At 73.1% G+C, this 13166-nt stretch carries 10 protein-coding genes and 2 pseudogenes; 4 read left to right on the top strand and 8 right to left on the bottom strand.

From position 1 onward, the window contains the following. Window positions 1-251 precede the first annotated feature (251 nt). Window positions 252-845, bottom strand: coding sequence for a dihydrofolate reductase family protein (locus ACFYYJ_RS41255; protein WP_385133728.1), 594 nt, complete (start codon window positions 843-845; stop codon window positions 252-254). A gap of 494 nt (window positions 846-1339) precedes the next feature. Further along, window positions 1340-2824: pseudogene (locus ACFYYJ_RS41250) on the bottom strand (BTAD domain-containing putative transcriptional regulator); the annotation flags it as partial. Between the two features lie 212 nt (window positions 2825-3036). Here ACFYYJ_RS41250 and ACFYYJ_RS41245 point away from each other — a divergent pair. Continuing rightward, window positions 3037-3249, top strand: coding sequence for a hypothetical protein (locus tag ACFYYJ_RS41245; RefSeq protein WP_385133725.1), 213 nt, complete (start codon window positions 3037-3039; stop codon window positions 3247-3249). Window positions 3250-3500: 251 nt separating this feature from the next. On the opposite strand, the gene ACFYYJ_RS41240 is transcribed toward ACFYYJ_RS41245, so the two are convergent. Further along, entirely contained in the window at window positions 3501-6512 is a 3012-nt protein-coding gene (locus ACFYYJ_RS41240; RefSeq protein WP_385365793.1) for a BTAD domain-containing putative transcriptional regulator, read from the bottom strand. Between the two features lie 250 nt (window positions 6513-6762). Here ACFYYJ_RS41240 and ACFYYJ_RS41235 point away from each other — a divergent pair, with 250 nt between their 5' ends. Then, window positions 6763-7239 (top strand): phospholipase, encoded by a 477-nt coding sequence (locus ACFYYJ_RS41235; protein ID WP_385133719.1) that lies wholly within the window; start codon window positions 6763-6765, stop codon window positions 7237-7239. A 90-nt stretch (window positions 7240-7329) separates the two neighbouring features. On the opposite strand, the gene ACFYYJ_RS41230 is transcribed toward ACFYYJ_RS41235, so the two are convergent. Both ACFYYJ_RS41230 and ACFYYJ_RS41225 read right to left on the bottom strand, forming a co-directional pair. After that, on the bottom strand, window positions 7330-8253 hold the full coding sequence (locus ACFYYJ_RS41230; RefSeq protein ID WP_389140109.1) for a DMT family transporter: 924 nt from the start codon (window positions 8251-8253) through the stop codon (window positions 7330-7332). A 48-nt stretch (window positions 8254-8301) separates the two neighbouring features. Then, window positions 8302-9654, bottom strand: a complete 1353-nt coding sequence (locus ACFYYJ_RS41225) for an AMP-binding protein (protein WP_389140106.1) — start codon at window positions 9652-9654, stop codon at window positions 8302-8304. A gap of 217 nt (window positions 9655-9871) precedes the next feature. On the opposite strand from ACFYYJ_RS41225, the gene ACFYYJ_RS41220 reads away from it, so the two are divergent. Beyond that, entirely contained in the window at window positions 9872-11380 is a 1509-nt protein-coding gene (locus tag ACFYYJ_RS41220; RefSeq protein ID WP_389140103.1) for a DHA2 family efflux MFS transporter permease subunit, read from the top strand. Window positions 11381-11461: 81 nt separating this feature from the next. Beyond that, window positions 11462-11683, top strand: a complete 222-nt coding sequence (locus ACFYYJ_RS41215; protein ID WP_385133709.1) for a DUF5988 family protein — start codon at window positions 11462-11464, stop codon at window positions 11681-11683. A gap of 91 nt (window positions 11684-11774) precedes the next feature. Here ACFYYJ_RS41215 and ACFYYJ_RS41210 read toward each other — a convergent pair whose 3' ends face one another. From ACFYYJ_RS41210 to ACFYYJ_RS41200, 3 genes and pseudogenes are all read right to left on the bottom strand, one after another. Next, the gene (locus tag ACFYYJ_RS41210; RefSeq protein WP_385134383.1) at window positions 11775-12197 is read right to left on the bottom strand and encodes a MarR family transcriptional regulator; all 423 of its coding nucleotides are present in this window, start codon (window positions 12195-12197) and stop codon (window positions 11775-11777) included. Between the two features lie 49 nt (window positions 12198-12246). After that, complete coding sequence (locus ACFYYJ_RS41205) at window positions 12247-12927, bottom strand: 4'-phosphopantetheinyl transferase family protein (protein WP_389140098.1); 681 nt, start codon at window positions 12925-12927, stop codon at window positions 12247-12249. 29 nt (window positions 12928-12956) lie between these two features. After that, window positions 12957-13166, bottom strand: a pseudogene (locus ACFYYJ_RS41200) (2-oxoacid:ferredoxin oxidoreductase subunit beta); the annotation flags it as partial.

Below are 13166 nucleotides of genomic sequence, written 5' to 3'. Positions count from 1 at the left end.
TGGAGACGGGGGCGGTGGTGGCGAACGTCTGCATGGTTTCGTTCCTTCGGCTCGTTGTTTCCGATGACCGAAAGCTACGTTGCGTTCATGGATAGCGGCAACAACTTCGTTGCATGAGGTCCACGTTACTGCAGGTCAAGTGCTTGAAATCGTTGCGATGGGTTGGATTTCAACGCAATGACAGGTCGCCCGTTCGTTGCATTGGAGGCTGCGTGAACGCTACGGGCGACACACGGACCGGGAGCGGCGGGTCAGCCCTGGGGGCGGGGGCGGTAGGTGGTGACCTGGACTCCCGTGGCGCTGGTGACCGTCGACACCAGGTCCAGCGGGCGCAGGGTGCCGTCCGTCGGGAAGATCGACTTACCGGGGCCGAGCAGCACCGGCATGATCATCAGGCGCAGCTCGTCGGCCAGGCCCTCGCCCAGGAGGGTGCGGGCGAGGGTGGGGCTGCCCATGACCAGGAGGTCGCCGCCGGGGGTGTCGCGCAGCTCCCGGATGCGGGCGACGGCCTTCTCGGCGGGGATGAGGGCGGTGTTCCAGGTGAGGTCGTCCTCGGCGAGGGTGTCGGAGACCACGTGCTTGGGCAGGGCGTTCATCCGGTCCGCGAAGGGGTCGCCGGCCCGCTCGGGCCAGGCACCGGCCATGTTCTGCCAGGTGCGGCGGCCGAAGAGGAGCGCCTCGGCCTGGTTCAGCGCCTCGGTGAAGGCTCCGCCGACGACCTCCGGGTCGAAGAAGGGGTGGGTCCAACCGCCGTGGGCGAAGCCTCCGTCGGTGTCCTCCTCGGGACCGCCGGGGGCCTGGACGACGCCGTCGAGGCTGATGAACTCGCTGATGACGATGCGCATGGGATGGGCTCCTGTTTTCCTCGCGTCGGTCCGTACGCCAATGAAGACAGGCGCGAGGGGGCGAACTCATCGGCGGGGAGCGCGATTTGCGATGTGAGTCGGGTCACACCGCGCTGGGGGCGCTCGACCGGGAGCGACTGGAAGTGGAGCAGTACCAGGGGGTGGAAGCGGAAACCGTCGCCGGGCAGCGGGCCGCCCGCCGCGTCCGGGGAGCGGACCGGTTCCAGGAACGAACCGTCGACGAGGCCCTCCACCAGGTCCTCCGCCCGCCGCATCGGCAGGCCGAGGACCGTCGCGGCTGAGGCCGCGGAGAACGGGTGCCGTCCGAGCACCGAGAGGCGGGCCAGCAGTCCGCGGGTCTCCGCGTCGGTGCGGCGCAGCCAGCCGGCGAGCGCTCCGGCCATGTCCAGCTCGCCGAAGGAGAGTTCCGCCAGCCGGGTGCGCTCGTCCGCCAACCGCTGGGCGAGCCGGGCCGCGGACCAGTGCGGGCGGGAGGCGAGGCGGGCCCCGGCGATGCGCAGGGCGAGCGGTATGCCGCCGCAGAAGTCCACGATCCGTTCCACGGAGCCCGGCTCGGTGGCGGTGAGGGCCGTGCCCACGGTGTTCGTGAGCAGGTCGAGGGAGTCATCGCGGTTCATCGGGCCGAGGGCGAGCGTGTGGGGCCCGGTGGCGGCGGCGAGGTGGACGTGTCCGGTGACGAGCGCGGCGGAGTGCGGGCCGGCGGGCAGGAGCGCGGTGAGCCCGGCGGTGTCGGCGGCGTTGTCCAGCAGGACCAGGATCCGGCGGCCCGCCGTCCGGGTGCGGTAGAGCCGTACCAGCTCGTCGAGGTCGTGCGCGGCGGCCGCGGGCGGTTCCTCTCCGAGCGCGCGCAGGAAGCGGACCAGCACGGCGCGCGGGTCCTTGGGGGCCCCGTCCGGCTCGGTCAGGTCGGCGTGGAGCCGGCCGTCGGGGAAGTCCTCCTGGGCGGCGTGCGCGGCGTGGACGGCGAGGGCGGTCTTGCCGATGCCCGCCATCCCGGTGATCAGGCAGCGTCGCGGTTCCCCTGCGGCACCACCCGTGAACAGGCGGCGCAGGGCTGCCAGTTCGCGGGTGCGGCCGGTGAAGGCGACCCCGGTGTCGGGCGGCAGCATGAAGGGCGGCGGCGCCTCGGCGGAAACCGGGATCGCGGGCGTCGAAGCGGACGCGGGGTTCGGCGCGGGTCCGGTCGGCCGGGTGCGCCCGGGCTCGGCGGCGGGGTGTGGTGCGAGGTCCAGCCTGGCGCCCAGCAGGGCCTCGTGGGCGGCCCGCAGGCCGTGGCCGGGTTCGACGCCCAGTTCCTCGGCGAGCACGGAGCGGCCCTCGTGGAAGACGTGGAGGGCGTCGGCCTGGCGCCCGCACCGGTAGAGGGCCGTCATCAACTGGGCGCGCATCCGCTCGCGGAGCGGGAAATCGGCCACCAGTCGGGTGAGTTCGGCGGTGATCCGCTGGTGGTGGCCGAGGGCGAGGTCGGCTTCGATCCGGTTCTCCAGCGTGGCGGCGCGCGCCTCCTCCCACTGCGGGACCTCCTCCTGCACGAGGTGCTCGGTGGCGTTCACCAGCATGGGCCCCTGCCACAGCTCCAGCGCGTCGCGCAGCAGGGTGCCGGCCTCCTCGTACCGGTGTTCCTGGAGGGCCTGGCGGCCGAGCCGGTCGAACCGCTCGTACTCCGCGATGTCGAGCCGGCTGTCGCCGGCCCGTATGGCGTAGCCGGGTCCGCGGCGCTCCAGGGTGACCTCGGGTTCCAGGAGTTTGCGCAGCCGGGAGACGTACGTGTGGAGCTGCGCGCTCATCGTGGCCGGCGGCCGGCCGCCCCACAGCAGCGGGCTGAGGCGGGTGTCGGGCACGACGCGGCCGCGGGCGAGCAGCAGGGCCGCCAGCACGGTGTGCAGCTTCGTTCCCGAGAGCGCGATCCGAGTGCCCTCACGGGTGGCTTCGACCGGGCCGAGCAGCTGAAGTTCCATGGTGTCCTGTCGACGGCGGGCGCGTTGGGGCTCTGTGCGCCACCTTCGCCGACCGCGCTGTCCTACCGATGTCGGATCGCTGTTTCCGCCTCCGGGACAGGCCCCCCGGTTGGCGAAATAGGGGCGACATCGGCTTGACAGCGCTGCTGCGTAGCGTCGCGTCCGTCGTGCCGGTCAGGCGGCGAAGTGGCCACAGCGCTAGGAGATCCCGCATGCGGAACATGCGAAACACCCGCACCGTCCTCGCCGGCGTCCTCTGCTCCGCGGCCGCCGTCGCGGCCCTCGTGGTGGGGTCGGCGGGGCAGGCGGCGGCGGACGAGGTGCCGTGGACCGGGCCGGGGCCGGTCGTCATCACCGAGGTGGTCGGCGGGGTGGCCGGGGCCGTCGGGGAGGTGTTGGACACCGTCGAGGTGCCGTGGACCTAGTGCTCTGACCGGAAAGGTTCACCGCCTCACGACGCCCGGCACGGCACCTCGCCGCGTTGTCGCGCCACGCAAGTACGTCCAGTACAAGGCGTGGCCCTCCGCCTTGCGATGCACCGCACCGGACGCCGCGAGCCGGCAAACCTTTCCGGCCAGAGCACTAGCGGTGGCCGGGGTGGTCTGCCGGGCCGGCCGCCGCTGCACGGGGCTCAGCCCCGGACCCCGCGCCTCGAACGCCGGCGGGGCTGAACGCGTCAGCCTTCCAGTACTTCGATCAGCGTCCGCGGTGTGACCCGGACAGGGCCGGTCGTGGTGATGGTGGTGAGGAGTCGGGCCAGGCGGTCTCGCCACACCGTGGAGTGGAGTTCTCCGAAGGTCGCCCGGGCCGACTCCAGGCGGGGTGCGGCGGCGGGGTCGCCGCCCACCGCGAGTGCGCAGCCGAGGTCCGTTTCGACGCGGGCCCTCAGGAACCGGTCGGAGACCTCCTCGGCCACCGTCAGCGCCTGGCGCAGCACGGTGAGGGCGCTCTCGTACGCGCCCCGGCGCCAGCGGGCCTCGCCGATGCCGCGCAGGGCGTGGGCCTCGCCGAGCCGGTCGCCGTCCTCCCGGGTCAGGTCCAGCACCGTGAGGCAGACCCGTTCCGCGCCGACGGGGTCGCCGTGTCGCAGCAGGGCCTCGGCCAGCCGGTAGGTGTTCTGGGTCTCGCCCCGGACGCTGCCCGCCTCCCGGCTCTTGGCGATGGCCTGCCGGCACAGCGCGATCCCGTCGGCGACGTTGCCGCGTTCGAGTTCGATCTGCGCGAGCACGCCCAGGGCGTGGGACTCCCCCGCGGTGTCCCCGGCCGTCCGGAACCCGCTCAGGGCCTCGCGGGCGTCGTTCGTCGCCCCGTCGAGGTCGCCGGAGAAGCGGGCGCACAGGGCGAGGTTGCGCAGGGTCACGGCGCGTCCGTGGACCTCGCCGCACGCGTCGAAGAGGGCCAGGGCGCGGCCGAGCAGGGGCTGGGCCTCCGTGTAGTGCCGCTGGTAGATCGCGAGGGTGGCCAGGGAGCGCAGCATCGTGGCCTCGCCCAGGGTGTCGCCGGTGCGGGCGGCCGAGGCGACGGCGTGGTCGGCGCAGGTGCGCCAGTCCTCCAGGTAGTTGTGGGCCTCGAAGAGGGTGGTGCTGTTGAGGGTCAGCCCCCAGGCGTAGGCGGCGAGGTGGTCACTGGCCGCGCAGTGGCTGATGACGGCACCGAGGGCGACGCGTTCGGACTCGAACCACGCGATGGGGTCGGCGAGGAGTTCGCCGACGAGCTTGTCCGGCAGCGGGTAGGGCTTCACCCGGCCGTAGGCGGGCGCGTGCGCGCCGCCGTAGGTGCGTTCGCGGGCCTTGTCGGCGAGGTGGAGCCAGCCTCCGTACGCCCGCTCGACCGCGGCGGTGCGTTCCTCCTCGCTCTCCTCCTCGCGGGCGCGTTCCCAGGCGAAGAGCCGCAGCAGGTCCTGGAGGCGGTAGCGGGTGGCGGGGCCCGAGGAGGGGGCCACTTCGAGGAGCTGCGTGTCCACGAGCTGCTCCATGAGGTCCTCGGCGTGGGCCGGGTCGGTGTCGACGAGCGCCGCGCCGGCCCAGGCGGCGAAGTCGGGCACGCCGAGCAGTCCGAGGCGCCGGTAGAGCCGGCGGGCGTCAGGGGTCAGATCGCGGTAGCTGAGCCTGAACCCGGCGCGTACGCCGCCCTCGCCCGGGCTGAGTTCGTCGAGTCTGCGGCGCTGGTCCTCCAGCCGGGTGACCAGGCTCCGTACGGACCAGTGGGGTTTGGCGGCGAGCCGGGAGCCCGCGATGCGCAGGGCGAGCGGCAGCCGGTCGCACAGTTCTCCGAGGCGTTCGGTGGCGTCGGGGTCCGCGGTGATCCGGTCCGCTCCGGCGACCTCGGCGAGCAGTGCGGTGGCCTCGGGGGCGGACATGGCGTTGAGTCCGACGCGCAGGACGGCGTAGTCGCCGATCAGGTCGTCCATCAGGTCGCGGCTCGTGATGAGCACGCAGCAGCGGCCGTTGCCGGGGAGGAGCGGCCGGATCTGCCGGAAGGAGCGGACGTTGTCGAGGACGATCAGGACGCGTTTGCCGCCGAGCACGCTGCGGAAGAGGGCGGCCCGGTCGCCGGGGTCGGCGGGGATCCGGGCGGCGGGGACGCCGAGGTCGCGCAGGAAGCGGTCGAGGGTGGTGGCCGGTGACAGCGGCTCGTGCGTCTCGTCGTAGCCGCGCAGGTCGCTGAAGAGCTGGCCGTCGGGGAAGCGGGCGGCGATCCGGTTGGCCCACTGGACGGCGAGGGCGGTCTTGCCCACTCCGGCGATGCCGCTGATGGCGGCCACGGTCGGCGGTGACTGGCCGAGGCGTTCGTCGAGCATCCGGTCCAGGGCCCGCAGTTCCCCGGCGCGGCCGGTGAAGGAGGCGGAGGCGGCGGGCAGCTGGGCGGGGACGTGGGCGGCGGGGGCCGGGGCGGGGTCGGCGGGCGGGCGGGTCAGTTCGGGCGAGTCGCTCAGTACGAGGTCGTGGAGGTCCTGGAGCACGGGGCCGGGCTCGATGCCCAGTTCGCCGACGAGCAGGGCGCGGCCCTCGCGGAACACCTCCAGGGCGGCGGCGCGGCGCCCGGAGCGGTACTGGGCGAGCATCAGGTGGGCGCGGGCCTGTTCCCGCAGGGGGTTCTCCCGGACGAGCGCGGAGAGTTCGGGGATGAGGGTGCGGTGGCGGCCGAGCTGGAGGCGCAGTCCCGCGTACTCCTCGTGGACGTCGAGGCGCAGTTCCTCCAGGCGGGCGGCCTCCTGTTCCACGCGGGGGCCGGTCACCCCTTCCAGGGCGCGGCCGCGCCACAGCGAGAGCGCTTCGGCGTACGCGTCGCAGGCCTCGGCGTTCCGGCCGTCGCGGGCCAGTTCGCGGGCCCGGCGGACCGCGTCGTCGAAGGCGACGGCGTCGATGCGGTGTTCCAGCGGGTTGAGGACGTAGCCGGGGTGGGAGGTCGTGATCAGCGGGGTGCTGTCGCCGGGTCCGGTGGGCGCGGCGGCGCCCCTGAACGCCTTGCGCAGGCGGGCGACGCAGATGGCGATCTGGTTGCGGGCGGTGGTGGGGGCTCCGGAGGGCCAGACGGCGTCGATGAGGCTGTCCACGGAGACGATCCGGCCGGGTGACAGGAGCAGCACCGCCAGCAGGGTCCGCTGGCGGGCTCCGCCCAGGTGGACGGAGACCCCGTCGATCTGCACGTCGAGCGGCCCCAACAGGCCGAACAAGACCTCGCGCATCGCTGCGTCCCCCTGGGCTCGCCTTCCGTGCGCATCCCCAACGCACCTGCTCATGTGATCAGTTACCGGTCAGTAGATCTACTTCGAAAGAGCCTTCTCGGGAGGTCCGCGGGTGTGGCTCCCGCCGTGACCGGACGTGGTGCGCGGAGGTTGCGTATAGGCGCGCCGGGGCCGCGCCATATCCGGTCCTCCCAGTCTGGGGCGGCCCGGTGCCGGGAACCCCCGGCGCCCCCGTCCCCGGAGGATTTTGATGCGCCGTCGACTCGCCACCGTGATCGCCGCTTCCGCCGCCGCCCTCGTCGCCCTGGCCACCCCGGCCTCCGCGGCGCCGGCCGACAAGCCCCAGGTCCTGAGCAGCTGGACGCAGACCAGCTCCGCGAGCTACAACGCCTGGCTCTCGGCCCGCAACAACCAGGGTTCCTGGTCGGCCTACGGGTTCGACTGGTCGACGGACTACTGCTCGTCCTCCCCGGACAACCCGTTCGGCTTCCCCTTCCAGACGGCGTGCGCCCGCCACGACTTCGGCTACCGCAACTACAAGCAGGCGGGCACGTTCAGCGCGAACAAGTCGCGGCTCGACGACGCGCTGTACGCCGACCTGAAGCGGGTGTGTTCCGCGTACTCGGGGCTGAAGAAGACCTCGTGCGACTCCACCGCCTGGACCTACTACCAGGCCGTGAAGGCCTTCGGGAACACGGCCGCCGTGGACAGCGGCGCCGTGGCCTGACCGGTCCGACCGCGAGGACCGGCCGGGCCCTGAGGGTCCGGCCGGGCTCCGAGAGTCAGGCCGGGCCCCGAGAGCCCGGCCGGCGCCCCGTCAGGCCTTCCGTGAGACGGGTGCGTCGGCCGGTCGCACCGCCGGGCGCCTGCGGGAGACGGCGACCCCGGCCAGGCAGATCGCGCCGCCGAGCAGGGTCAGCGTGCCCGGGATCTCGTCCAGGACGATCCAGGCGAAGAGCACCACGACGGCGGGCACCGCGTAGGTGGTCGCGCCCATCTTCCCGGCGGTGGTCCGGGAGAGGGCGTACGTCCAGGTGGTGAAGGCGAGCGCGGTCGGGAACAGGCCCAGGTAGAGCATGTTGAGCGTGGCCGACAGCGGGGCCCCCGGCAGTTGGGAGACCAGCTGCCGGACGAAGGGCAGCGTGATCGCCGTGCCGACGAAGCAGCCGTACGTGGTCACCTGGATCGGGCTCGCGTGGCGCAGCGCCGGCTTCTGGGAGACCACCCCGGCCCCGTAGGTGAGCGCGGCGAGCAGGCAGAGCAGCACACCGGCGAGGGAGGAGGAGCCTCCCTCGGAGGTGGACAGGCCGACGACGACCGCGCCGGCGAAGGAGACGGCCATCCCCGCCATCAGCATCGGCGGGAAGCCCTCCTTGAGCAGCCAACCGCCGAGCAGGGCGATCACGATCGGGCCGATGTTCACGATCATGGCCGCGGTACCCGCGTCCACGCCCTGTTCGCCCCAGTTCAGCGCGACCATGTAGAGGCCGAACCAGAGCACGCCCGAGGCGAGGATGCCGGGCCAGGCCTGGCGCGGCGGGAACGGGACCCGCTTGACGAGCAGGACGAACCCGAGGGCGATCGACGCCGTCAGGAGCCGCCCCAGGGCCAGTGCTCCCGGGTCGTAGTGCGCCGCCGCCGACCGGATGGAGACGAAGGCGGAGGCCCAGAGGGCGACGGTGACGGACGCCGCCGCGAGGGCGCGGCGGTCGGTTCCGGGACCGGCGGCAGATTGATCCATGCGGGTCAACGTACTCACGCCGGGCCCCGCCCGCCCTCGGATATTCCGTCAGGCGCGCTCGTCGTGGCCGCCCTCCAGCAGGAGCTTCTTCTGCGGCTTGCCCATGGCGTTGCGCGGCACCGCCGTGACGAAGCGGACCTCGCGCGGGCGCTTGTGCACCGACAGGTGCGCGGCGACGAAGTCGGTGAGTTCGGCGCCGGTGACCCCGTCGGCGACGACGTACGCGACGATCCGTTGCCCGAGGTCCGCGTCGGGGACGCCGACGACCGCGGCCTCGCGCACCTTGGGGTGGTCGAGCAGGGCGTTCTCGATCTCGCCCGCGCCGATCCGGTAGCCCCCGGATTTGATCATGTCGATGGAGGCGCGGCCCACGATCCGGTGGACGCCGTCCGTCTCGTCGACGGCCGCGATGTCTCCCGTGCGGAACCAGCCGTCCTCGGTGTACGCGGCGGCGGTGGCCTCCGGCCGGCCGAGGTATCCGGAGAACAGCGTGGGACCGGTCAGCTGGAGCTCCCCGATGCCGGCTCCCGGTTCGGCGGCGACGCGGGTGCGGATGCCGGTGAGCGGGGTGCCGACCGTGCCGGGGCGGACCTCGCCGCCCGCCCAACCGCTGATGGTGATCAGGGTCTCGGTCATGCCGTAGCGCTCGACGGGGCGGTGGCCGGTGAGCCGTTCGAGGTCGCGGAAGACGGGCGCGGGCAGGGCCGCGCTGCCGGAGACGAGCAGCCGGGCCCCGGACAGCGCGGAGGCGGCGTCCGGTTCGGCGGCGATGCGGGACCACACGGTCGGCACCCCGAAGTACAGACTGCCGCCGGCCGAGGCGTAGGCGTCGGGCGTCGGCCGCCCGGTGTGCACGAGGCGACTGCCGGTGCGCAGGGCGCCGAGCACTCCGAGGACCAGGCCGTGCACGTGGAACAGCGGCAGCCCGTGCACGAGGGTGTCGTCGGCGCTCCACTGCCAGGCGTCGGCGAGCGCGTCGAGGTCCGCGGCGATGGCGGCGCCGCCGAGCACCACGCCCTTGGGCGGGCCGGTGGTGCCGGAGGTGTAGAGGATCAGGGCGGGGTCCTCGGACGCGGCGGGCTTCCCGGAGGGGGCGTCCGCGCGGCGCGCGAAGTCGACCGCGATCTCCGCGGCCCCCGAGTCGCGCAGGATGTGCTCCCGCTCGGCGGGCCCGGCGTCGGGCGGCAGCGGCACGCAGGGCACCCCGGCCAGCAGGCCGCCGACCACGGCGGCCACGGTCTCCAGCGAGGCAGTCGCCGTGACGGCGAAGGCCGGGGCCCCCGCGACGTCCGCGGCCACCGCTCCGGCGGCGCCGAGCAGTTCCTCGTACGAGGCGGTGCGGCCCGCGACGGTGACGGCGTCCGCGCGGTCCCCGTACGCGCCTTCAAGTGCCGTGAGCACGCTGACACTCCCCTATCCGTGGTCCCGGTGGTACGGGGCACAGGCTGCCGGACGCCGGGGGACGCGCGCCACCCCAGCCTGGCCGAGCCCCGCCCCAGACGGCCTCTCACGGCTGCTCTCGGCCGCTCACGGCCATTCCAAATATCCATCCATCTTGATGCATCAAAAAAGATGCATTACGGTTGCTCCCAGCAGACGGCGCGAGAGGAGTGGACACATGCGGAAGTGGGCCGGGAATCCCTGGGCGGTACTGGTGACCATGTCACTGGGGTTCTTCATGACCTTGCTGGACCTGACGATCGTGAACATCGCGATCCCCGAGATGATCGACGCACTGGGGGCGACCCTGGACCAGACCCTGTGGGTGGTCAGCGGCTACGCCCTCGTCCTGGCCGTGCTGCTGATCACCGCCGGCCGGCTCGGCGACCTGTGGGGGCCCCGCAACCTGTTCGTCGCCGGCGTGGTGGTGTTCACCGCCGCGAGCATCGCCTGCGGGCTGGCCACCGGCCCGGTGATGCTGATCGCGGCCCGCGGGGTGCAGGGCCTCGGCGCGGCGCTGCTGACACCGCAGACGATGGCGTTGATCATGTCGGTCTTCCCGGCCGCGCGGCGCGGCACGGCGATGGGCATCTGGGGCATGGTGGCGGGTCTGGCCACGCTGTCGGGTCCGACCCTGGGCGGCGTGCTGGTCTCCACCGTCGGATGGCGCTGGATCTTCCTGGTGAACGTGCCGATCGGGATCGCGGCGCTGGTGCTGACCTTCCTGGTGGTGCCCGACGTACGGACCGGCCGCACGCGCACCTTCGACGTCCCCGGCGTCCTGCTGGCCACGGCCGCGCTGTTCTGCCTGACCTTCGCGCTCCAGGAGGGCGAGCACTACCACTGGGGCACCGGGATCTGGGGACTGATGGCCGCGGGTGCGGCGCTGGCCGCCGGGTTCTTCTTCCACCAGCGCGGCCGTCAGGACCGCGAGCCGCTCGTTCCGTTCGCGCTCTTCAAGGACCGCAACTTCTCCGTGCTGACGGTGATGGTCGCCCTGGTGTCGATGGCGATGATCGGACTGGTCCTCCCCTTCAACCTCTACCTGCAGTCCGTGCTCGGCCTGAGCGCGATCAAGGCAGGCCTGGTGCTGGCCCCGTCCTCGCTGGTGTCGATGGCGGTGGGACCCTTCGCGGGCCGGCTCTCGGACAAGGTCGGCGGCAAGTACCTGCTGATGGCGGGTCTGACCCTGTACGCCGTGGGCATCGCCGCGATCGTGCTGATCGCCGGTCCCGCGACCCCCTGGTACGCCTTCGTCCCGGCCACCGTCATCACCGGACTCGGCATCGGCTGCGTGGTCGCCCCGATGTCCGCCGAGGCGATGCGGGGCGTCGACCCGCGGCTCGCCGGGGCGGCTTCCGCGGTCAACAACACGGTGCGGCAGATCGGTTCGGTCATCGGTGCGGCCGCCGTGGGCGCCCTGCTCCAGGGCCGGCTGGCGGCGGAGCTGGCCACCGGGAAGCTGTACGCGGACGCCTTCGTCGCGACCCTGCACGTGACGGCGGCGCTGCCGATCGCGGTGGTCCTGCTGGGCGTGCTGGGCTGCTTCCTGGTGCGCGGCCGGACCAAGGAAACGGCGTCGGGCGGGGCGGCCGGGGCGGCTCCCGCAGCGGCTGCCGCAGCGGCTGCCGCAGCGGCTCCCGCAGCGGCTGCCGCCGGGGCGCCGAAGGCGGCGGCGGGCGTTTAGAGCGGCTTTAGCCGGACGTCTGATCCTGTCCGCGCAGTGACGTCACTGCCTCCGTATCCGCGCCCCAGAGGAGACGACGCCATGACAACACAGAGCCCCAACGTGGTACTCAGCGGCGGACCTGCGACGCTCGAACTCAAGCCCGAGGAGCGGGTCCGCTACGTCGAGGACACCAACTCCAAGGTGAAGCTGCTCGTGGGAAACCGGTACGAGCACTTCGAGCCCACGGACGGCACGATCACGGAGGAGGAGCTGGAGCTCCTGGTCTTCGCGTGGAGCGGGTACACGTACGTCGCCGAGTAGGACCCACCGCCGAGAGACGACACGACGAAGCCGCCCGGGTGCAGATCACCCGGGCGGCTTCGTCGTGTCCGACCGTCAGGCCGTCAGGCCGTCATGACGGGTCCGGCGACAGCCGGGCCAGTACCTCCGGCGACAGGCGCCGGGACAGGGCCTCCAGGAGGGCGACCACCTCGGCGACCTCCACCGGGTCGTCGGTTCCGAGCGCCGTGGCGAGGGCGTCGTCGACACGCGCCCCGGCGACCTCGGCGCGGCGGTCGGTCACCTCGGGGTTCTGCCGGACCAGGGTCCGGCGCCGGTCGCGGGGGTCGGTCCGCGTCACCACCGACCCGGTCTCCCGGAGCCGCGCCACACAGGCGGACACGGCGCTCTGCGGCAGACCGGAGCGGGTGGCGATCTCGCCGACCGTCGTGTCCGGGTGGGCGTAGATGTCGAGCATCACGATCAACACGGACCGCGTGCTCGTCGGCCGCTTGCCGAGTCGGTCGGTGGGGATGGCCTCCTCACCGATCTTCATCAGCGTGCGTCCCAGCAGGAAGAGCTGTACTCCATTCACACCGACGACCTTATATCAGTCCAGATACATCTGTATCTGATGGATCAGTTGGTTGGGGTGCACCGGTGCGGACCGCGCATGCGGCGGCGAATCCCTCGCCGGCCGCGATGTCGTACACGGCCCATCCCGGGGGTCGGGCGGGGTCCGGGCCGCACCCGAGGAAGACGTGGGCGACGCCGTCGGCGAGGCCGGCGCCGGTGCCCTTCAGGTACGCCTCCTTGCGCGCCCAGCAGCGCGTGAACGCGGCCGGCCGGGCGGCGGGAGCGAGGGCCGTCAACTCCGCGCGCTCGCCGGGGTGCAGGCCGTCGGCCATGTCCGCCGCCACCCGCGGCGCGGCCACGGCCTCGATGTCGGCGCCGACGGGGGTACGGGCGAAGGCCAACAGCACCCGGTCGGCCGCGTAGGAGAGCGAGAAGTGCAGCGGGGTCCCGGACACGGCGGGCCGCCCGTGCGGACCGCCGCAGCCGGGGCAGGCCTCCCGGACCAGCTCGATCTCGCGCGGCGGCCTGCCCAGATGGGCCCCGAGGAGCCGGCGCAGCGCCCAACGGCCGAACAGGAACCGCTCGCGGTCCGGGGGGCGTACGTACGTGCTCGCGCGGCGCAGCTCGTCGGCGTCGAGCACGCTCTCGTACTCGGAACCGTCCCGGGGGAAGTGCCGGCCACCCGGTGTCAGGAGCCAGGTTTGCGGCACTCCCCCGGGCGGTGGCACCGGGGGGACCGTCAGCCCGCGACGGTCCACGTGTCGTTGCCGGTGAGGAGCCAGGACAGGTCGCCCTTGCCCTTCTGGTCGACGGCCGTGTCGAGCTGGTCGGCCATGAGGGTGTCGTAGACGGGTCGCTCGACGCTGCGGAAGACGCCGATGGGGGTCTGGTGCAGGGTGTCGGGGTCGGCGAGGCGGGAGAGCGCGAAGGCGGTGGTGGGGCCGGTGGC

It is taken from the genome of Streptomyces sp. NPDC002467 (assembly GCF_042889825.1).
Classification (GTDB): domain Bacteria; phylum Actinomycetota; class Actinomycetes; order Streptomycetales; family Streptomycetaceae; genus Streptomyces.
This window is presented reverse-complemented; position numbering and strand designations above follow the sequence as displayed.

Coding starts and splice junctions, on each gene's coding strand:
- ACFYYJ_RS41255 (WP_385133728.1), bottom strand. CDS start 845: ATGCGCATCGTCATCAGCGAGTTCATCAGCCTCGACGGCGTCGTCCAG.
- ACFYYJ_RS41245 (WP_385133725.1), top strand. CDS start 3,037: ATGCGGAACATGCGAAACACCCGCACCGTCCTCGCCGGCGTCCTCTGC.
- ACFYYJ_RS41240 (WP_385365793.1), bottom strand. CDS start 6,512: ATGCGCGAGGTCTTGTTCGGCCTGTTGGGGCCGCTCGACGTGCAGATC.
- ACFYYJ_RS41235 (WP_385133719.1), top strand. CDS start 6,763: ATGCGCCGTCGACTCGCCACCGTGATCGCCGCTTCCGCCGCCGCCCTC.
- ACFYYJ_RS41230 (WP_389140109.1), bottom strand. CDS start 8,253: ATGGATCAATCTGCCGCCGGTCCCGGAACCGACCGCCGCGCCCTCGCG.
- ACFYYJ_RS41220 (WP_389140103.1), top strand. CDS start 9,872: ATGCGGAAGTGGGCCGGGAATCCCTGGGCGGTACTGGTGACCATGTCA.
- ACFYYJ_RS41215 (WP_385133709.1), top strand. CDS start 11,462: ATGACAACACAGAGCCCCAACGTGGTACTCAGCGGCGGACCTGCGACG.
- ACFYYJ_RS41210 (WP_385134383.1), bottom strand. CDS start 12,197: ATGAAGATCGGTGAGGAGGCCATCCCCACCGACCGACTCGGCAAGCGG.